Source organism: Roseburia sp. AF25-13LB, from assembly GCF_003478915.1.
Classification (GTDB): Bacteria; Bacillota; Clostridia; order Lachnospirales; family Lachnospiraceae; genus Roseburia_C; species Roseburia_C amylophila.
Genome location: NZ_QUFO01000001.1, coordinates 634144 through 652957, shown reverse-complemented (window position 1 = coordinate 652957; position 18814 = coordinate 634144). Strand labels below are relative to the sequence as shown.

Below are 18814 nucleotides of genomic sequence, written 5' to 3'. Positions count from 1 at the left end.
CCTAAAATTTCATTTTATGGAATTTGGACTACTTGATTTTCTAATTGCATACGCAATTCATGAAATGCATAATTATACTGTTGATACATCGGACACACAAATGTAAATAGGGACTAAAGTAATTGTTTCAGTAAATCGTAATTCTACCAATTATCAAGTAGATGAGGTCATCTGTGATGAAAGAAGAATTGCAGCAAAGGCATTGGAATATCTGATTTCTTTAGGACACCGTAAGATTGGCTATGCAGTCATGGAGAAGCTGATTCAGGGTGAGAATCCGCCAACAGCCATATACTGTGCCAATGACCTGATCGCCATTGGTATGTTAAAGTACATGTGCGCAAACGTTTACATGGAAAATGACAAAAATGAGAAGAAAATAGTTACAAAAACAGAAAAAATGTTTTATCTTTGTAAAGATTATATAAATTCTATTAAATTAGATTAAAATATTCCGCAGAGTACTTGTGCTCTTCGGAATATTTTTGCTATTATACTTAAGTAAAATCAGTTCATAATAATATTCGATATTCATCTATTATGCAGGCGTGTTGAACTGCCTGTATTCGTGATAATCTTATATTCATATTTTCAGAATCTTTTTATCCAAAATATTTATTTAACAGGGGGAAAATACTTGGCAGATAAGGATTTGGCAGAAAAATATCTGGAATCATTTTCGGATGTTTTTGCTGACATATATAATGTATTACTTTTTCGAAAGGAGATTCTTTTGGAAGAAGGATTGGAAGAGGGACCAACAGAAAGCATCTATAAGGTGGAAGAAAACAATCTTCGGAATCAGTTTCGGGATACTGTGAAATTATATAAGAATGGGTTATACAAAGTGGCATCTTTTGGGATTGAAAATGAAAGTCGGATAGACAAAAATATGCCCATCCGGATTATGGGGTATGATTATGCTGTGTATCGGGCGCAGATTGACCGTGGGGAAGAACGAAAATATCCGGCAATTACGATTGTTTTAAATTTCAGTGATACAGAATGGAAAAGTCCGAATGCGCTATTTGACATTTTAGATGTTTCTCCGGAACTAAGACCGTATGTAAATGATTATAAAATATTTGTTTTTAATATTGCATTTTTGCCGGAGAAAGTCCGAAAAGAGTTTAAGAGCGATTTTAAAATTGTAGCAGATTTTTTTGCAGAAAAACGTCTTGGAAGATATAATCCCAAGGAACATCCGGAGGCAATCTGCCATGTAGAAGCGGTTTTGAATCTACTTCGGGTGTTTACAAATGATAAAACCTATGTCAAAATAGAGAAAACAGTAGCAGAACGTGTGAAGGCAGGAGAGGTGATTACAATGTGTACGTTTGCAGAAGAGATGACCAACAAGGGAATAGAGATTGGTGAAGCGCAGGGCATCAAGATTGGTGAAGCGCAGGGCATTAAGATTGGCGAAGCAAAAGGAATTAAAATTGGTGAAGCCCGTGGAATTGCCAGAGAAAAAATCAGTGTTGCAAGAAACCTTTTAGACCTTCTGACAGATGAAGTAATTGCAGAAAAGGTCGGACTGGAGCTTGCTACGGTAAAAGAACTCAGAGAAGAAGTGAAGTAGAGGCATAAGAAATGGATAAAATAGCAGCACCAACTCCGGAACAGTTAAAAAAGCAGGAAGCGTTAAAACAATATTTTGAAAAATTAGGCAGCGTGGCAGTTGCATTCTCAAGTGGTGTGGATTCCACCTATCTTTTGAAAGTGGCGCATGATGTATTGGGAGAGCGGGCAATAGCAGTAACTGCGTCCTCCTGTTTATTTCCAAAGAGAGAGTTAGGAGAAGCAGAAGCATTTTGCCGGAAAGAAAATATAAGACATTTTATTACAGAATCGGAAGAACTTGAAATCGAAGGATTTGCACAGAATCCTAAGAACCGCTGTTATCTTTGCAAGCATGAATTATTTGAAAAGATATTAAAGATTGCAGAAGAGCAGAAAATTGTCTATGTGGCGGAAGGCTCTAACCTTGATGATAACGGAGATTATCGTCCGGGATTAAAAGCAGTAGCGGAATTAGGCATAAAAAGTCCGCTCAGAGACTGTGGTTTTACCAAGCAGGATATCCGTGTTCTTTCGAAGGCATTGAATCTTCCAACCTGGGAAAAGCAGTCCTTTGCCTGTCTGTCATCCCGGTTTGTCTATGGAGAGACCATATCCGAAGAGAAACTTGCAATGGTAGATAAAGCAGAACAGTTATTGCTGGATATGGGATTTCATCAGGTGAGGGTAAGAATTCATGGAATGATGTCAAGGATAGAGATTGAACCGGAAGAGTTTTCAAAACTGATGGAAGTGGAAAACAGGGAAAGAATTATAAAAGCTTTCCGGGAATATGGATTTACCTATGTAACCTTAGATCTTTGCGGTTACCGAATGGGAAGTATGAATGAAACATTGGAAAAGTAAGGAACTTACTCAAAGAAGTAGTAAGTTCCTTCTGCATCAGAGAACGTCTTAAGTGAAGTATGAAATACTTTATTTAAGACGTTTTTTTGTACGCATTCATCCGGAGTGCCCTGAAAGCAGATGGCACCGGATTCCATGACGATAAGTTTGTCTGAAATAGTAAGTGCTTTGGCAAGGTCGTGCAGCACCAGAAGAATTGTTTTTCCCTGTGCCTTTAAGATTGGAAGCATCCGGTAGAAATTATTCTGGCTTTCCAAGTCTAAGAAGGTAGTCGGTTCATCCAAAATAATCGTATCGCAGTTCTGGGCTAAAGTCATGGCAAAGAAGACACGCTGTCTTATTCCGCCGGAAAGAGTGTCAGTTGCAACGTTGCGGTAATCCGTAATATGGGTAAATTCCATGGCATCTTCCACCAGTCCGCGGTCTTCTTCGGTGAGGCGTCTCGAAAAACCAAGATAAGGGAAACGTCCATGCTCCACTAAGGTATGAACCGGAAGAGCAGGAATTACTTCGCGAATCTGTGGAAGGAATGCAATTTTCCTGGCACGAAGGTGTCCATTCATATGATAAATATCTTCGCCATCTAATGTGATAGAGCCGTTAAAAAGCTGGCTGGATTTATTTAATACGGAAATCAGCGTTGTTTTGCCACAGCCATTTGGTCCTACGATGGTTGTGATGCTGCCGGTAGGAATTTCAACGGACAGATTTTTAATCAGAGGCACCTTGTGGTAGCCAATGGAAACGGAATTAAATTTAAGCATGGACTCTGCGGCCTCCTTTCTTTCCTAATAAAAGATATAAGAAAAACGGTCCGCCAACAAAAGAAAGAATAATGCCGGCAGGAAGTTCATATGGTGCGGCAATAACACGTCCAAGGGTGTCACAGAAGAGGACGAAACTTGCACCTAAGAGAGCACAAAGGGGAACTAAAAGCCGCAGATCATTGCCGAAGAGCCGTCTTGCAATATGAGGAACAATCAGCCCGACGAAGCTTAAAAGTCCTGCATAGCTTACCACACAGCCTGCCAGTATACTAGAAAGCATCAACAGCAGAAAACGGAGCAGCGATACCGGAATGCCAAGGGAGCGGGCAACATCTTCTCCAAGACTCAGAACATTCATGTGGCTTCCGAAAAAGCAGGAGATGATAACCGCAATGACAATAGCAATGCCGGGAGCAAAAAGCGTTTTTGTGGTGACATCAGAAAGAGAACCAATCATAAAGGTAGTGAGGTTTAAAGTGATATCATCACTTAATAATTTTACCGTATTGATTCCGGCACTTAAAAAAGAAGAAACGGTAATTCCGGCAAGAATAATAGTAGTACGTTTGCTGTCTGCCATATACGCCAGTGCAAAAATAAGAAGTGTTGTCAGAAAGGCACCTGCAAATGCAAAGATGGCATTATGGGTTGCACGGCCCTGGAAGATGGCAAGCCCAATCATAACGGCAAATCCGGCTCCGGAATTGACACCGATGGTATTCGGACTGGCAAGGGAATTATTCATAACAGTCTGTAAGATAACTCCGGCGCAGGATAAACCCATGCCGGCAGCAATGGCACCAAACATCCGTGGAATTCTGATATGAAAAAGTAACAGACCTGTGACAGAAGTCCGGTCATTTTGAATCAGACAGGATAAAATCTCTTTCGGATTTAATAAAACGCTGCCGAAAAAAAGACTTGCTGACATCATAAGAAGCAGCAGGAAAAACATTCCGGCAAAAGATAAAATAATTTTTTTTCTCGTGTACATAGGAAATCCTTTCCGTTATTCCAGAAATATGTATTGTGTTTCCTGAAAAGTATTGTTGGAACAAAGAATGAGCCTTGGCACATTCTCGCGCCTGCGGCGGTCGCTTGCGTGAATAAAATAACATATTCGGAGAGAAATAACAATGCTCTGATAAATTAGTATTGACAAATTAGAAAAATATAGTAAAATATAATTCATACAAAACCAATAGGAATAATCGTAATTAGATTTCCTAAGGCAGTTCAAAGTATTTAGTGCACAATAAGACGTGCAGGAATTGGAGCGTAAGATGAAGTTTAATACCGCATTATTACATGGAGATTTTCAGGGAGAACCAAATACAGGTGCAACAACAACTCCGGTTTATCAATCCAGTGCATTCGCGCATGAGTCGGCAGAGAAGTTAGAAAAGATTTTTCATAATCAGGCACCGGGATATTCCTATACGAGAATCAGTAATCCTACGGTAGATGCATTTGAAAAAAGAGTAACGGCGTTAGAGGGTGGCGTAGCAAGCGTTGCCTGTGCATCAGGAATGGCAGCACTCTACAATGCATTTTGTAATATCCTTCGTTCCGGCGATGAAATCGTATCCAGTGCCAGTCTCTATGGCGGCAGCATTGATTTATTCCGTGACTTAGAGGCATTTGGTATCACAACACATTATGTGGAAAACAATGACCTGGCTGCATTTGAAGCAGAGACCAATGAACATACCCGTCTTTACTTTGCAGAGACCATTGGTAATCCAAGACTTGATGTGACAGATATTACGGCACTTGCAAATCTGGCACATGAGCATCAGGTACCGCTCATTATAGATAATACGGTTGCTACTGCATTCTTAGTGAAGCCGCTTTCCCTAGGAGCGGATATTGTAATGAATTCTTCCTCTAAATACATCAATGGTCACAGCAATTCCATCAGCGGAATTATTACGGACAGCGGCAGATTTAAGTGGGATGTGGAAAAATATCCGGGCATGGCAGACTTTAAGAAGTTTGGACCATTTGCCTATACTGCCAAGCTTCGGAATGGTCTGTTCCGCAACACAGGAGCCTGTCTGTCTCCGCAGAATGCATTTTATAACTGCATCGGGTTAGAGACACTGGGAATCCGGATGGAGCGTATCTGTGACAATGCAGTAGAACTGGCAAGGTTTTTTGTAAGAGAATATCCGGATGTCACAGTCAATTATCCGGGATTGGAAAGCAGTCCATGGCATGAAATCGCAAAGAAACAGTTTAAGGATTGTTTTGGCGGGATTTTAACCATACGGACCGGAAGCAAGAAACGGGCATTTGATATTATCAATGCATTAAAGCTTCCGCTGATTATTTCCAATATCGGAGATACGAAAACATTAGTGATTCATCCGGAATCTACATTAAATGTACACAGTACCCCGGAAGAAAAAAGAGACGCCGGAGTATTTGATGACTTGATCCGCATCAGTGTCGGAATTGAAGATGTCGAAGATTTAATCGAAGACTTCAGACAGGCAATGGATCAGAGCAGACCAGAGAAAAGCAAAGAGTAAATGGAGGAAGCAGACAATGGCAAAAATTGATTATGCGGCATTGAAAAAGGGCGGATTTATGCGCCAGAAACAGAAAGGATTCTTTTCTTTAAGAATTCAGGTAGTTGGAGGAAACCTGACAGCAGAAAATATTAAAGCAGTAGCAGATGTGGCAGAAAAATATGGAAAAGGCTATGTTCATATGACTTCCAGACAGGGCATTGAGATTCCATTTATTAACTTTGAAGATATAGAAGAGGTTCGTGCAAAGTTGGCAGACGGTGGAGTAAAACCTGGTGTATGTGGACCGAGAGTCCGTACTGTTACCGCATGTCAGGGTTCTGAAATCTGTCCAAGCGGATGTATCGATACCTACAGCCTGGCAAAGAAATTAGATGAGCATTACTTCGGAAGAGAGCTTCCGCACAAATTTAAATTTGGTGTTACCGGATGTCAGAACAACTGTCTTAAGGCAGAAGAAAATGATATCGGTGTAAAAGGTGGTATGGAAGTAAGCTGGATAGCAGATAAATGTATCAATTGTGGTGTCTGCGAAAAGGCATGCCGTGAAGATGCTATCAAATGTACCGGAACAGAAGTTACCATTGATTATGAGAAATGTACCAACTGCGGGCGTTGTGTAAAATCCTGCCCGACAGATGCATGGGAAGGAAAGAGCGGATATATTGTATCCTTTGGTGGATTATTTGGAAATCATATTTACAAAGGAGAACAGTTACTTCCACTGATTACCGATGAAGAGACATTATTCCGTGTGACCGATGCAGCCATTGGATTCTTTGAAGAACATGCAAATCCGGGTGAACGTTTCCGTTTACTTTTACAGCGTGTGGGAGAAGATGAATTCCGCAAAGTAATCCGCAATGCATTTGAAGAAAAATAAAGTTGCCGGAAGCAGCAGAAAAAGAAAAAATCGGAATGGAAATTCAAAATAAAAATTATTATACGAGGAGAAATAAGATGGAAATCGAAGGAATCAGAATTGATGACACAGTAGATATTACCGATAAAGTGTGCCCGCTTACTTTTGTAAAGGCAAAGGTTGCAATTGATGAGTTAGAGGATGGCGAAGTCATTGCAATCCGTATGAATGACGGCGAGCCGGTACAGAACGTACCACGCAGTATTAAAGAAGAAGGACATCAGATTTTAAAACTGGTTAATAACGAAGATGGAACCTATAACCTCATTGTAAAGAAGGTTGAGGACTAAACATCTGGAAGGGAGAAAGAAATGGCAGAACGCATAACAAAAGACACTTTTGAAGAAAAAGTATTGAAGAGCAGCCTTCCGGTGCTGATTGATTTTTACTCAGACAGTTGTGTTCCGTGCAAGAAAATATCACCGGTCATTGGTGCTATCGCGGACGAACAGGCAGAGAGATTAAATGTCTATAAAGTAAATACCAACTTTGATTCAGAACTGGCAGAGAAATACAGTGTAATGTCTGTACCGACCATTGTACTCTTCAAGGATGGCGAAGAAGTTGCCCGTAAGAGTGGTGCAGAGAAAAAAGTGGTACTTGAGGAGTGGATTACCCAGTCCCTTGACAAATAAAAATAAAGAAAAGTGAGAGGAAGGAAATTATGCAGATTACAGTAGCAGGCGAAAAGAAAGAAGTAAAAGACGGATTAACACTTCCGGAATTAATTGAGCAGGAAAATGTAGAGACACCGGAATATGTAACCGTATCCATTAATGATGAATTTATAGAAACAGAAGCAAAGGCAACAACCGTTCTTAAGGATGGTGATAATGTAGAATTCCTTTACTTCATGGGAGGTGGAAGCTATGGCATTAACGGATGAGCAGATTGAACGTTATTCCAGACATATCATTTTAAAAGAAGTTGGCGCTAAGGGTCAGAAAAAACTTTTAAATGCAAAAGTTTTAATCATCGGAGCAGGCGGACTTGGAGCACCGGCAGCAATGTATCTTGGAGCAGCAGGTGTAGGTACCATCGGAATTGCAGATGCAGATGAAGTAGATTTAAGTAACCTTCAGAGACAGATTATTCATCAGACAGCAGATGTTGGCAAAGCAAAAGTGCAGTCTGCAAAAGAGACCATTAATGCAATGAACCCGGATGTAGAAGTCCGTACATATCGTGAATTCATTACCAGTGAAAATATCATGGACATCCTTGCAGATTATGATTTTATCATTGACGGAACCGATAACTTCCCGGCAAAATTCTTAATTAACGATGCCTGTGTTATGGCAAAGAAACCATTTTCCCATGCAGGAATCATCCGTTTCAAAGGTCAGTTAATGACCTATGTTCCGGGAGAGGGACCATGTTACCGTTGTGTATTTAAGAATCCACCACCAAAGGATGCCGTACCGACCTGTAAGCAGGCTGGTGTTATCGGCGCAATGGGTGGTGTCATCGGAAGCCTTCAGGCAATGGAAGCAATCAAATACATCCTTGGAGTAGGAGATCTGCTGACCGGTCAGTTATTGACCTATGATGCAATTAAGCAGGAATTCCACAAGATTAAGCTTCCTTGGAATGGCAAGGGATGTGCCGTTTGTGGAGAACATCCGACCATAACAGAGCTGATTGATTATGAACAGGCAGAATGTACAGATAAATAAATGTATCAGTAAATAAATGTTATCAGATACATAACCCATGAAACATAGAAAGAGGATAGCATGATTTCATTAAAAAAAGCAGATTATGAAAAAATACTGGCACATGCCAAAAGCTGTGTACCAGAAGAGGCTTGCGGACTGATTGCCGGAACCAAAGACGGAGAGAATAAGGTGGTAGAAAAGGTATATCTGTTGACTAATATCGACCATTCCAATGAGCATTTCACACTGGATCCGAAAGAGCAGTTAGCAGCCGTAAAGGATATGCGTGCCAATGGTCTCATGCCTTTAGGCAACTGGCACTCCCATCCGGAATCTCCTTCAAGACCATCCGAAGAAGATAAGCGTCTTGCATATGACAGTAAAGCAAGCTATATGATTCTTTCTCTGATGGAGCCGGAACAGCCGGTACTCAATTCATTTCATATTGAAGGCGACGAATCAACGAAGGAAGATCTGGTAATATGTTAGATGTAGTTATCATTGGAAGTGGGCCGGCAGGTTTAAGTGCGGCAATCTATGCTAAGCGGGCAAACCTTGATGCAGTTGTACTGGAAAAGGAATATCTTGGAACCGGACAGATTGCATACAGCAGCCGGGTGGATAATTATCCGGGACTGCCGGGCAAAGACGGTTATTCTTTAGGCGAGGCATTCTTAGAGCATGCCGAAGGACTTGGAGTAACCATTGAAGAGGCAGAGGTTACAGCCATTACAAAAAAAGAGCAAAGCTTTGTCATTTCCTGTGAAGATGGAAAGAACATAGAAACGAAAACCGTAGTTTATGCAGCAGGCTGTCAGAACCGCAGATTAGGGGTGCCGGGAGAAGAAAAGCTGCTGGCAAAAGGAGTTTCTTTTTGTGCAGTCTGTGACGGTGCCTTTTATAAGGAAAAGAAAGCCGCAGTCATCGGTGGTGGAGATACCGCATTGGATGATGCATTGTATTTATCCGATATCTGCGAACAGGTATATCTCATTCACCGGAGAGCAGAATTCCGTGGAGCAGAGAAGACAAAAAAGAAATTAGAAGAGCTTTCCAATGTAACGATACTTACCAATACAAGAGTACAGGAAATCATCGGGGAAGATAAAGTAAATGGTATTATTTTAGATAACGGTGGGACAATAGCTGTAGATGGTGTTTTTGAAGCGGTTGGAATGATTCCAAATACGGAATTATTAAAGAACCTTGACGTTCTCGATGAGAAAGGCTATGTGATTGCAGGAGAAGACTGCAACAGCAGTCTTGCGGGACTGTTCGTGGCAGGAGATGTGCGGACGAAAAGCCTGCGTCAGGTAGTCACAGCAGTTGCAGATGGTGCAGTGGCAATTCAGTCTGCAACCGGATATATCAAAGGAATGGAATAGAAAGAAGGAAACGTGTGTGAAAGGAATAGTGGACAGTGCTTCGGAACTGATTGGAAAGACGCCGATGCTCTATCTTCATAATTATATGAAAGAGGCAGGTGTAGAGGATGCGGCAATCATTGCCAAGCTGGAATATTTTAATCCGGCAGGTTCGGTAAAAGACCGAGTGGCACTTGCCATGATTGAAGATGCAGAGAGAAAGGGCAGATTAAAGCCGGGAGCTACGATTATCGAGCCAACTTCCGGTAATACCGGAATCGGACTTGCTTCTGTGGCGGCTGCAAAAGGGTATCATGCAATTTTAACATTGCCGGAAACCATGACGGTAGAACGTCGGAATCTTCTGCAGGCGTATGGAGCGCATATTGTGCTGACCTCAGGGTATAAGGGAATGAAGGGTGCAATCGAAAAAGCAGAAGAACTTCATAAAGAGATTCCAGGTTCAATTATTTTAGGACAGTTTGAAAATCCGGCAAATCCAAAAGCCCATGAAGAAACCACAGGACCGGAAATCTGGGAACAGACAGAAGGCAGCGTTGATATTTTTGTGGCAGGAGTCGGAACAGGTGGAACCATAACCGGAGTTGGAAAATATCTGAAAAAACAGAAGAAGTCCGTACACATTGTTGCAGTAGAACCTGCAACCAGCCCGGTACTTTCCCAGGGAAAAGTCGGACCACATAAAATTCAGGGAATCGGTGCCGGATTTATTCCGGACACACTGGATACTTCTGTTTATGACGAGATTATTCCAATCAAAAATGATGATGCCTTTGAAGAAGGAAGGGCATTTGCCCGCAGCGAGGGAATTCTTGTGGGAATCAGTGCAGGAGCTGCATTAAAGGCAGCTGTTGAGCTGGCAAAAAGAAAAGAAAATAAAGGAAAGAACATTGTGGTATTGCTTCCGGATTCCGGAGACCGTTATTTATCTACTCCTTTGTTTGCAAAATAAAATCAGTGGAAAAGCATCAGGCATTCCGCTATAATATGGTAAAAGAGTCAAAAAGACTTTTACGAAAGGAAAAGAAGTATGTTCTATTTTCTTGTGTTGGTAAATATTATAGCGCTTATCCTGATGCTTTTTATGTTGGCAGTCTGCCTTCGTAAAAAGCTCTCCAAAGCACAGCTTGCATTTATTATTTATGATATTTTTACCATGCTGTTTGTGGTGGGAGTTCATCTGGAACTGGTGCATTCGGATACCGTTGGTGAGGCACTTGCCGGGCTGTGCATCCAGTATGTGGGACAGGCAGGCTTTCTGATGGCATTTTTATGGTTTGCATCCGAATTTGGCAGATTAAAAATTCCAAAGTTTATTTATTTTATTCAGGCAGTAATTAATATAATTGTTTTGACAGGAGTATTTACGGCAGAATATCATCCATATTTTTATAAAACAATGCGGATATTGAAAGATGGCATATATCACCGGATTGAAGTTATACCCGGAATCATATGGAAACTGCATTATATACATCTGGGAACGGTAATACTTGCGGTATTTATTTTGTGTATCATGCGTTACGGGGAGAGTTCACCGATTCATAAAAAGCGGATTATTTATATGATAGCAGGTGTGGGAACTTTTGCACTGGAATTAATCTTAAAGGGCCTGGGTGTATTTGGCAGTTATAATCCGGTAGTCATTGCCATGACAATTATGATGTTCTGCATGATGATGGCAATGATTCGTTATGGATATTTTGGTTCTCTGCAGGCTGCGGTGGATAATGCATTTAATCATGGAAAAGAAGGCCTGATTATCCTGGATGCAGAAAATAAAATTATCTCCGTCAATCAGCGTATGAAGGAACTTTTCCCGGAAATAAAGGTAGGAAGTGCCGCAAGCAGGCAAAAAGAAATCCTGCAGGCACTGACAAACCGGGAAAGGCTGTTGCATAAAAATGACCGCATCTATGAACTTCGTATGGAAGATATTGTGGAAAATGGTGAAAAAGATGGCTGCATGCTCTGGTTTATCGATCAGACAGAAAACTTGGAAATGATGCAGAGACTTCGTAGTGCGGATGAAGCCAAGACCAGATTTTTAATGAAAGTGAGCCATGAGCTGCGGACTCCGATGCATACGATACTTGGTATGAATGAAGTGATTTCCGAAGAAACATCAGAAGAGAAAATCCGTAGATATACCAGAGAAATTGCATCTGCCGGTGACAGTATGATTGCACTGATAGAAGAAGTGTTAGATGCTTCACGGTTAGAAAGTGGTACGCTTCAGATAAAGAAGGATGCATTTGCTTTAGAAGAGGTTATCAATGACGCAGCAGCCCAGATGAGACCACAGGCAGAGAAGAAATCTTTAAGCTTCCGGCTGCGGATGGAGGAACCATTATTAAAACCGGGAAAACATTTCTATGGAGACAAGGCACATATCCGTCAGATTATCATTAATCTTCTGGAAAATGCGTTGAAATACACAGATGATGGCTTTGTGGAGCTGGGCGCAGAAAAAGCGGCGGAAAATGGAGATACCTTTTTAAAGATAACTGTGACTGACAGTGGAATCGGAATAGGAAAAGAAGATCAGGATAAAATCTTTGAAAGCTTTGAACGGGGCAATAATGCCAGAAACAGCAGGAAAGACGGAATCGGGCTCGGACTGGATATTGCAAGACAACTGGCAGAGGCTATGGGTGGAAGCATCAGCCTGATTAGTGAAGTGACAAAGGGAAGTACCTTTACGATTCGGATTCCGTGGGTAGAAGTATCGGAAAAACATCATTTTACAAAACAGAGTGCGAAAAGTATGAATGCGGATTACAGCAGCTTTACCATTCTTGCGGTAGATGATAATAAGCAGAATCTGATGGTATTAGAACATCTTTTACATAAGACAAAGGTTAAAATGGAAACCGTGATGGATGGAAATACTGCCATTCAAAAATGTGAAGAGAAAACATATGATTTACTTCTTTTAGACCATATGATGCCGAAGCCGGATGGTATAGAGACGCTGCACCTCATCCGTGCAGATGAGAAAGGACGAAATCATTATACTCAGGCAGTGGCATTTACCGCTAATGCAACAGCTGGTGCAAAAGAACTGTATAAAAACGAAGGATTTGCAGAGTATATTACCAAGCCGGTAAAATCCAAAACTTTAGAAAGCATCTTACAAAAATATTTAAAAGGCAGTATCCCGGAACAGAATCTTTACTTAAGCGGAGAAGAAAAGATAGCTTCTCTTCAGACGGATATTTTATTTCACCAGCTGGAAAAATGCGGCATTTCAGTAGAGGAAGGACTGTCTTATGCAGATGGAGACGAACAGTTCTATAGGACATTGTTAGGCATCTTTGCAGACGAAAAAGAAAAGAAGCTGCAGCTTCTCAATGAAACAGCAGAATCCCTTCAGAAAACGGAAACTGCATCTGATCCTGGAACAGAAGATACCACAGAAACTGTGGAATTATGGAAATCCTTTGTTACCATATCCCATGGATTAAAGGGAGAGGCCTGGGGAATCGGTGCAAAACAGCTGGGGGATTATTTCTATCAGTTGGAATGTGCAGGAAAAGAAAGAGATATGCAGAAGATAGAAGTATTTTATTCAAAGACCATGGAAGAATGGCAGAAAGTGGTGCAGGCAATCAGGGAATAGGAGAGAGACGAAGTGGATAATCAATTTTTAGATGAGTATATTCATTTGGAAAAATTATGCAATGAGATTTATGCAACAAATCATGGTATATCAAGGTATATCGAGGATATGGAACAAACAAACAGGGTGATTCAGGCGAAAATTCATCTATGGACAAGTACATATAAAAAACTCAAGGAACTTAGATGGAAAAGAAATCAGTTGGTTCATGAAGGAAATGTGGAATATGATGATGCAGATATAGTGTGGCTTAGATGGTTTTACCAACAGATTATGGATGCAAAAGATCCGCTATCCGTGAAACATCAATTATTGCAACAACAGATAAATTCTAATATGCCCGTAAATAGAAGAGAAAATGTGACATTTGAAAGTACTAGAAAAACAGACAATTTTTGGACAGAGAGAAAAATCCTGATTATAGTGTCAGTTATAATTTTAATTATTGTCGGTGTAAAGATGCTGTTATGATTGCTCTAGTTATGGAAACATCCATTGAAATATGACAGGTGCTGTTTTTAATCATGCTGCCTGGTGGCAAACTGGTATAAGAAATTAGAAATGTACATTTTTTCTTTCGTGTGGTACACTATATGTTATTGTATGAAAGTTTTTAATACAGCAAAAACAATACTTTTCAAAGGAGAAATATAAATCATGAAATTAGGAATTGTAGGTTTACCAAATGTAGGAAAAAGTACATTATTTAATTCACTGACCAAAGCAGGCGCAGAATCAGCCAATTATCCGTTTTGTACCATTGACCCGAATGTGGGAATCGTAACCGTACCGGATAACCGTCTGAAGGTGTTAGGCGAGATGTATCATTCCAAGAAAGTAACACCGGCAGTCATTGAATTTGTAGATATTGCAGGACTTGTAAAAGGAGCCAGCAAAGGAGAGGGACTTGGAAACCAGTTCCTTGCCAATATTCGTGAAGTAGATGCCATCGTTCATGTTGTACGTTGTTTTGAAGATACCAACGTAGTCCATGTAGATGGAAGCATTGACCCGGTTCGTGATATTGAGACCATTAATTTAGAGCTTATCTTTTCTGATATTGAAATCTTGGAAAGAAGAATTGCAAAAGTTACCAAGCAGGCAAGAATGGACAAGACACTTGCAAAAGAAGAGGCACTTTTGAAATCCTTAAAGGCACATCTGGAAGAGGGAAAGATGGCAAAGACTTATCCGTTGAGTGATGATGAGGACGAGCAGGCATGGTTTGCATCTTATAATTTATTAACTGCAAAACCGGTTATCTATGCAGCAAATGTAAGTGAGGATGACCTTGCAGATGATGGCGCAGACAATCCACATGTTGCAAGAGTAAGAGAACAGGCAGCCGCAGAAAACAGTGAAGTATTTGTTATCTGCGCACAGATTGAACAGGAAATTGCGGAATTAGATGATGATGAAAAAGCAATGTTCTTAGAGGACCTTGGATTAAAAGAATCCGGTCTTGAGAAACTGATTGCAGCAAGTTATAAATTATTAGGACTTATCAGCTACCTTACATCAGGAGAAGATGAGACAAGAGCATGGACTATTACCAAGGGAACCAAGGCACCGCAGGCGGCAGGAAAGATTCATACCGACTTTGAGCGTGGATTTATCCGTGCAGAGGTGGTATCCTATGACCATCTGATTGAGTGTGGAAGCATGACAGCGGCAAAAGAAAAGGGACTGGTAAGACTGGAAGGAAAAGATTACGTTGTTCAGGATGGCGATATTATTTTATTCCGTTTCAATGTATAGGAAACCTTTTGAAAAATCCGGCATAGTATAAATAGAAGAAAAGGCACAGTGGGGCAGGCACATGATACGCTATTGTGAATTGTGTGAAAAACAGGTGATTAATATTGCAGACTGTTGCTGCCTGGGAAATGTGGTGGATTTGGAACTGGATGAGTGCAATGGAAGAATCTGTGCACTGGTTGTAGCTGCGCCGGGAAAATTTTTCTGTATTTTTTGTCCGGCATGCGAATATATTATTCCATGGAAACGTGTTGTGCGGATTGGACCGGATATTATTCTGGTAGATGTCTGTGTAGAAGATGTGAAAAGTTAGTTGACATAAGAATACGAGAAAGTTATACTAAAAATAGTACGACCAATATTTGTAAAAGCTGATATCAGCAGTTCTTTATGAACATTTGGTGATGGAAAAACGGTATTATTTACGCAAAATTCACAAAGCGTGTTTTGCGTAGCTTTTAGAATAGGAGAAAAAAGATGAAGTGCCCATTTTGCAGCAGTGAAAATACCAGAGTAATTGATTCGAGACCGGCAGATGACAATAACTCCATTCGCCGGAGAAGATTATGCGATGATTGTGGAAAACGTTTCACAACTTATGAAAAAGTTGAGACAATTCCATTGATTGTAATAAAGAAGGATAACTGCAGAGAGCAGTATGACCGTTCCAAGATTGAAGCAGGTGTACTTCGTGCCTGCCACAAGAGACCGGTATCCGTGGAGCAGATAACCAGACTGGTTGATGAAGTGGAGACAGAGATTTTTAATCGGGAAGAAAAGGAAATCCCAAGTACCGTAATTGGTGAGATTCTGATGGATAAGATTAAAGATTTAGATGCAGTGGCGTATGTTCGTTTTGCATCTGTATATCGTGAATTTAAGGATGTAAATACCTTTATGAATGAGTTAAAGAAAATGCTGGATAAATAAAAGAAAATCTTTTTGGAGAAAAGGGTTGATTTTTGTTGAATTTATCCGATAAAATTAGTAGCAGATAATTATGATGTGAGGAACGTGATCGTTATGAATATTTCAGGAATTCGTCCCAATGCGGGATTTTACGATTACAACAGCATACAGAATATCCGGAATGCAGTAGAAGATACACCGGTTGTTAAGACGGCAGCAGATGCCGGTGCATCTGAACAGCAGCAGAAGGATACCTTAGAGACTCCGGTACGAAGAGAACAGGATTTTGGGGCAGCAGATTATGCAGCACAGTACCAGCCGGATCGTACCTACGAGATGAAAGGTTCTGAAAGTGATATACATAGCCTGGATGTTGAAAAGGCATTATCCGATATGCACAAAGATCAGGTACTGCAGCAGTATCAGTTCTTTGTGGGAGAGAACATTGAACAGAGCGGAATCCGGCAGATTACTGCAACGGATACTGCAAAAGTGCGAAATGTAGAAAACTTTAATTTATAAGAGCAATTTTGATTATAAAAAAGTAAGAGACCGTTAGAAGGTAAGATTCCTAAGAATTCTTAAGAATCTTACCTTTTTTACTTGCGGCAGTTATGCTTCTTTTGTATAATTAAATTCAGGCTTGCATAAAGAACGGAAGTATAAGAGAAAGAGGATAGGATATGAAGAAAGTGCAGGAAGACTGGAAGGAAGAAATGCTGCAGGTAGGTGTACTTACCAATACACATGGTGTGCGTGGCGAAGTGAAGGTATATCCGACAACAGATGATGTCATGCGTTTTAAAAAGCTGAAGCAGGTATTTTTGGATACTGGAAAGGAACCGATGGAGCTTCAGGTTACACAGGCGCGCTTCTTTAAAAATCTGGTAATATTAAAATTCAAAGAATTTGATAATATAAATGATGTAGAGAAGTATAAGAGCAGAGGGCTATATGTAACAAGGGAAAATGCTGTAAAGCTGGCTCCGAATGAGTATTTCGTTGCTGATTTGATTGGCTTAAAGGCAGTCGGAGATGACGGAGAAGATTTAGGTGAAGTAAAGGATGTACTTCAGACCGGTGCAAATGACATTTATGTATTACATAAAGATGGGGAAGATGATATTTTACTTCCGGCAATTAAGGATTGTGTAAAAAATGTCAATATAGAGGAAGGCACCATTACGGTACACCTTTTAAATGGGCTTCGTGATATTAATAAGAAGTAGGTAGCAAAATGAATTTTCATATATTAACATTATTTCCGGATATGGTAGAACGGGGACTGAATACCAGTATCATCGGAAGAGCAGTTGGCAAAGGACTTTTAAATATAGAAACAATTAACATCCGGGATTATACATTAGACCGTCATAAAAAAGTAGATGATTATCCGTATGGTGGCGGAGCCGGGATGGTAATGCAGGCACAGCCGATTTATGATGCGTGGCAGGCAGTGGCGCAGAAGATTGGAAGAAAGCCAAGAACAGTATATCTTACACCTCAAGGCAATACGTTTCAGCAGGAAATGGCAAAGGATTATGCGAAGGAAGAAGACCTGGTACTGCTTTGTGGGCATTATGAGGGCATCGATGAACGTGTGTTAGAAGAAATTGTGACGGATTATGTGTCGATTGGAGATTATGTGCTGACAGGAGGAGAACTTCCGGCAATGGTCATGGTGGATGCGATATCCCGTATGGTGCCTGGCGTACTGGCAAATGATGAATCCGGAACCACAGAATCCTTTGAAGGAGATTTATTGGAATATCCGCAGTATAGCAGACCGGAAGACTGGATGGGAAAGAAAGTTCCAGCTATTTTACTTTCCGGAGACCATGCAAAGGTAGAAGCATGGAGGAGAGAACAATCCATTAAAAGAACCATGGAACGAAGACCGGATTTGCTGGCAGATGCAGATTTGACAGCAAAGGAGAAAGCAATGGTTGAGCATTTGCTGGACAAATCACAGGGTAAATGCTAGAATGTGTCTAGCAGTAATAGGAATGGAAGAGATTCCGCAGGAGGAAGACGGTAGTGAAAAGCTTTTTTGATGTGCTGAAAACGATGTTTTACCGTAAAAATGCGAAGAGTTATGGGACGCCGGACCGGAGCAGAAAAGAGCCGGTGACACAACAGAAGGTACAGATAAGAAATACGGAGACCAGAAAGGCAGCCCCTTCGTTAAAAGAAAACGAACAGCATAACAGGTCAGAGAGGACAAACAGTAAGGTGGATAAAGGAATGGATAAGGAAGATTTCTTATTAAAGCAGATTGATGAATTCCGTGAGAAAGCAAAACAGCTTCAGGCTTTGCTTGTTACAAAAGAAGACAAAGTGCAGGAATTACAGAATATCGTAGATGAAAGAGAAGAAAAAGCAAAAGAACTGCAGCATGTTTTAAATGCACGTAAATCAGAAGCAGATGTTCTTCTTACCGGAGTACACGGTCAGATGGAAGAAATGATTAACCGTGTAGAAGAAAAATTGAATGCACTGTCTGAAAAGATTGCAGCAGACGTAAGTGATTCCACCGGAAGAACCGCAGAACAGACTGCACAGATGCAGGCATCTTTACAGGAAATTTCCCAGCAGTTAGACAGCATGAAACTGGAACTGGCTGAGAAAATACATACCGAAGATGTAAAGTGCTACCGCAATATGCAGGACTTAATCAAAGAGCTTACCGTTAAGTTAGAGGAAAATGATACTTTAGAGAAGAGCTTGAATACCGTAAAAGGTTATGCAAAATGCTTAACCTGGTTTTCTGTTATCAATTTTGTAGTATTGGTGGCATTTATTCTATATTCTCTTGGAGTATTTAATTTTTAA

The 18814-nt window shown here is 40.6% G+C and carries 23 protein-coding genes; 21 read left to right on the top strand and 2 right to left on the bottom strand.

The genetic code is table 11. The features are described 5' to 3' along the window. Window positions 1–202: 202 nt before the first annotated feature. The 3 genes from DWY37_RS15935 to larE all read left to right on the top strand — a co-directional run bounded on the left by DWY37_RS15935 (window position 203) and on the right by larE (window position 2427). A complete protein-coding gene (locus DWY37_RS15935) occupies window positions 203–448 on the top strand; it encodes a hypothetical protein (protein WP_197420871.1) in 246 nt (81 codons plus the stop codon). Between the two features lie 189 nt (window positions 449–637). After that, entirely contained in the window at window positions 638–1582 is a 945-nt protein-coding gene (locus DWY37_RS03170) for an Rpn family recombination-promoting nuclease/putative transposase (protein WP_117699068.1), read from the top strand. Between the two features lie 11 nt (window positions 1583–1593). Next, window positions 1594–2427, top strand: coding sequence for an ATP-dependent sacrificial sulfur transferase LarE (gene larE, locus DWY37_RS03165; protein WP_117699069.1), 834 nt, complete (start codon window positions 1594–1596; stop codon window positions 2425–2427). 5 nt (window positions 2428–2432) lie between these two features. Here larE and DWY37_RS03160 read toward each other — a convergent pair whose 3' ends face one another. Then, window positions 2433–3191, bottom strand: coding sequence for an ABC transporter ATP-binding protein (locus DWY37_RS03160; protein ID WP_117699070.1), 759 nt, complete (start codon window positions 3189–3191; stop codon window positions 2433–2435). After that, window positions 3184–4188: a FecCD family ABC transporter permease gene (locus tag DWY37_RS03155; protein ID WP_199535112.1), complete on the bottom strand. Its 1005-nt coding sequence runs from the start codon at window positions 4186–4188 to the stop codon at window positions 3184–3186. The genes DWY37_RS03160 and DWY37_RS03155 overlap by 8 nt, the downstream gene beginning before the upstream one ends. Before the next feature lie 289 nt (window positions 4189–4477). On the opposite strand from DWY37_RS03155, the gene DWY37_RS03150 reads away from it, so the two are divergent. The 18 genes from DWY37_RS03150 (at window position 4478) to DWY37_RS03065 (ending at window position 18814) form a co-directional block, all read left to right on the top strand. Next, window positions 4478–5728: an O-acetylhomoserine aminocarboxypropyltransferase/cysteine synthase family protein gene (locus tag DWY37_RS03150; protein ID WP_118542081.1), complete on the top strand. Its 1251-nt coding sequence runs from the start codon at window positions 4478–4480 to the stop codon at window positions 5726–5728. Between the two features lie 16 nt (window positions 5729–5744). Continuing rightward, window positions 5745–6611 carry a 4Fe-4S binding protein gene (locus DWY37_RS03145; RefSeq protein WP_118542079.1) on the top strand — a complete coding sequence of 289 codons (867 nt, stop codon included), beginning with the start codon at window positions 5745–5747 and terminating at the stop codon, window positions 6609–6611. 77 nt (window positions 6612–6688) lie between these two features. Next, complete coding sequence (locus tag DWY37_RS03140; RefSeq protein ID WP_022243150.1) at window positions 6689–6940, top strand: sulfurtransferase TusA family protein; 252 nt, start codon at window positions 6689–6691, stop codon at window positions 6938–6940. Between the two features lie 21 nt (window positions 6941–6961). Beyond that, window positions 6962–7285, top strand: a complete 324-nt coding sequence (trxA, locus tag DWY37_RS03135) for a thioredoxin (protein WP_118542077.1) — start codon at window positions 6962–6964, stop codon at window positions 7283–7285. A 29-nt stretch (window positions 7286–7314) separates the two neighbouring features. Further along, a complete protein-coding gene (thiS, locus tag DWY37_RS03130) occupies window positions 7315–7536 on the top strand; it encodes a sulfur carrier protein ThiS (protein ID WP_022243148.1) in 222 nt (73 codons plus the stop codon). After that, on the top strand, window positions 7520–8326 hold the full coding sequence (locus tag DWY37_RS03125; protein WP_118542075.1) for a HesA/MoeB/ThiF family protein: 807 nt from the start codon (window positions 7520–7522) through the stop codon (window positions 8324–8326). Before thiS ends, DWY37_RS03125 begins: the two co-directional genes overlap by 17 nt. 60 nt (window positions 8327–8386) lie before the next feature. Next, window positions 8387–8797, top strand: a complete 411-nt coding sequence (locus tag DWY37_RS03120; RefSeq protein WP_118542073.1) for a M67 family metallopeptidase — start codon at window positions 8387–8389, stop codon at window positions 8795–8797. Further along, the gene (locus DWY37_RS03115) at window positions 8791–9693 is read left to right on the top strand and encodes an NAD(P)/FAD-dependent oxidoreductase (protein ID WP_118544370.1); all 903 of its coding nucleotides are present in this window, start codon (window positions 8791–8793) and stop codon (window positions 9691–9693) included. Before DWY37_RS03120 ends, DWY37_RS03115 begins: the two co-directional genes overlap by 7 nt. A 16-nt stretch (window positions 9694–9709) precedes the next feature. Further along, window positions 9710–10645 (top strand): cysteine synthase A, encoded by a 936-nt coding sequence (cysK, locus tag DWY37_RS03110; protein WP_256385699.1) that lies wholly within the window; start codon window positions 9710–9712, stop codon window positions 10643–10645. 78 nt (window positions 10646–10723) lie between these two features. Beyond that, complete coding sequence (locus DWY37_RS03105; protein WP_118542071.1) at window positions 10724–13315, top strand: ATP-binding protein; 2592 nt, start codon at window positions 10724–10726, stop codon at window positions 13313–13315. Window positions 13316–13327: 12 nt separating this feature from the next. Then, entirely contained in the window at window positions 13328–13786 is a 459-nt protein-coding gene (locus tag DWY37_RS03100; RefSeq protein ID WP_117699077.1) for a DUF6548 family protein, read from the top strand. Between the two features lie 186 nt (window positions 13787–13972). Beyond that, window positions 13973–15073, top strand: coding sequence for a redox-regulated ATPase YchF (ychF, locus tag DWY37_RS03095; protein WP_117840897.1), 1101 nt, complete (start codon window positions 13973–13975; stop codon window positions 15071–15073). Between the two features lie 61 nt (window positions 15074–15134). Next, entirely contained in the window at window positions 15135–15386 is a 252-nt protein-coding gene (locus tag DWY37_RS03090; protein WP_022243141.1) for a YlmC/YmxH family sporulation protein, read from the top strand. 164 nt (window positions 15387–15550) lie between these two features. Continuing rightward, entirely contained in the window at window positions 15551–16003 is a 453-nt protein-coding gene (gene nrdR, locus DWY37_RS03085; protein WP_022243140.1) for a transcriptional regulator NrdR, read from the top strand. A gap of 93 nt (window positions 16004–16096) precedes the next feature. After that, window positions 16097–16504: a hypothetical protein gene (locus tag DWY37_RS03080; RefSeq protein ID WP_117840898.1), complete on the top strand. Its 408-nt coding sequence runs from the start codon at window positions 16097–16099 to the stop codon at window positions 16502–16504. 161 nt (window positions 16505–16665) lie between these two features. After that, a complete protein-coding gene (gene rimM, locus DWY37_RS03075; protein WP_022243138.1) occupies window positions 16666–17211 on the top strand; it encodes a ribosome maturation factor RimM in 546 nt (181 codons plus the stop codon). 8 nt (window positions 17212–17219) lie between these two features. Continuing rightward, the gene (gene trmD / locus DWY37_RS03070) at window positions 17220–17966 is read left to right on the top strand and encodes a tRNA (guanosine(37)-N1)-methyltransferase TrmD (RefSeq protein WP_118544371.1); all 747 of its coding nucleotides are present in this window, start codon (window positions 17220–17222) and stop codon (window positions 17964–17966) included. 53 nt (window positions 17967–18019) lie between these two features. Further along, window positions 18020–18814 carry a hypothetical protein gene (locus tag DWY37_RS03065; RefSeq protein WP_022243136.1) on the top strand — a complete coding sequence of 265 codons (795 nt, stop codon included), beginning with the start codon at window positions 18020–18022 and terminating at the stop codon, window positions 18812–18814.

Bases quoted from the DNA above. Each gene is read 5' to 3' on its own strand.
- larE (WP_117699069.1), top strand. From the start codon at position 1,594: ATGGATAAAATAGCAGCACCAACTCCGGAACAGTTAAAAAAGCAGGAA.
- DWY37_RS03160 (WP_117699070.1), bottom strand. From the start codon at position 3,191: ATGCTTAAATTTAATTCCGTTTCCATTGGCTACCACAAGGTGCCTCTG.
- DWY37_RS03155 (WP_199535112.1), bottom strand. From the start codon at position 4,188: ATGTACACGAGAAAAAAAATTATTTTATCTTTTGCCGGAATGTTTTTC.
- DWY37_RS03150 (WP_118542081.1), top strand. From the start codon at position 4,478: ATGAAGTTTAATACCGCATTATTACATGGAGATTTTCAGGGAGAACCA.
- DWY37_RS03145 (WP_118542079.1), top strand. From the start codon at position 5,745: ATGGCAAAAATTGATTATGCGGCATTGAAAAAGGGCGGATTTATGCGC.
- DWY37_RS03140 (WP_022243150.1), top strand. From the start codon at position 6,689: ATGGAAATCGAAGGAATCAGAATTGATGACACAGTAGATATTACCGAT.
- trxA (WP_118542077.1), top strand. From the start codon at position 6,962: ATGGCAGAACGCATAACAAAAGACACTTTTGAAGAAAAAGTATTGAAG.
- thiS (WP_022243148.1), top strand. From the start codon at position 7,315: ATGCAGATTACAGTAGCAGGCGAAAAGAAAGAAGTAAAAGACGGATTA.
- DWY37_RS03125 (WP_118542075.1), top strand. From the start codon at position 7,520: ATGGCATTAACGGATGAGCAGATTGAACGTTATTCCAGACATATCATT.
- DWY37_RS03120 (WP_118542073.1), top strand. From the start codon at position 8,387: ATGATTTCATTAAAAAAAGCAGATTATGAAAAAATACTGGCACATGCC.
- DWY37_RS03115 (WP_118544370.1), top strand. From the start codon at position 8,791: ATGTTAGATGTAGTTATCATTGGAAGTGGGCCGGCAGGTTTAAGTGCG.
- DWY37_RS03105 (WP_118542071.1), top strand. From the start codon at position 10,724: ATGTTCTATTTTCTTGTGTTGGTAAATATTATAGCGCTTATCCTGATG.
- ychF (WP_117840897.1), top strand. From the start codon at position 13,973: ATGAAATTAGGAATTGTAGGTTTACCAAATGTAGGAAAAAGTACATTA.
- DWY37_RS03090 (WP_022243141.1), top strand. From the start codon at position 15,135: ATGATACGCTATTGTGAATTGTGTGAAAAACAGGTGATTAATATTGCA.
- nrdR (WP_022243140.1), top strand. From the start codon at position 15,551: ATGAAGTGCCCATTTTGCAGCAGTGAAAATACCAGAGTAATTGATTCG.
- DWY37_RS03080 (WP_117840898.1), top strand. From the start codon at position 16,097: ATGAATATTTCAGGAATTCGTCCCAATGCGGGATTTTACGATTACAAC.
- rimM (WP_022243138.1), top strand. From the start codon at position 16,666: ATGAAGAAAGTGCAGGAAGACTGGAAGGAAGAAATGCTGCAGGTAGGT.
- trmD (WP_118544371.1), top strand. From the start codon at position 17,220: ATGAATTTTCATATATTAACATTATTTCCGGATATGGTAGAACGGGGA.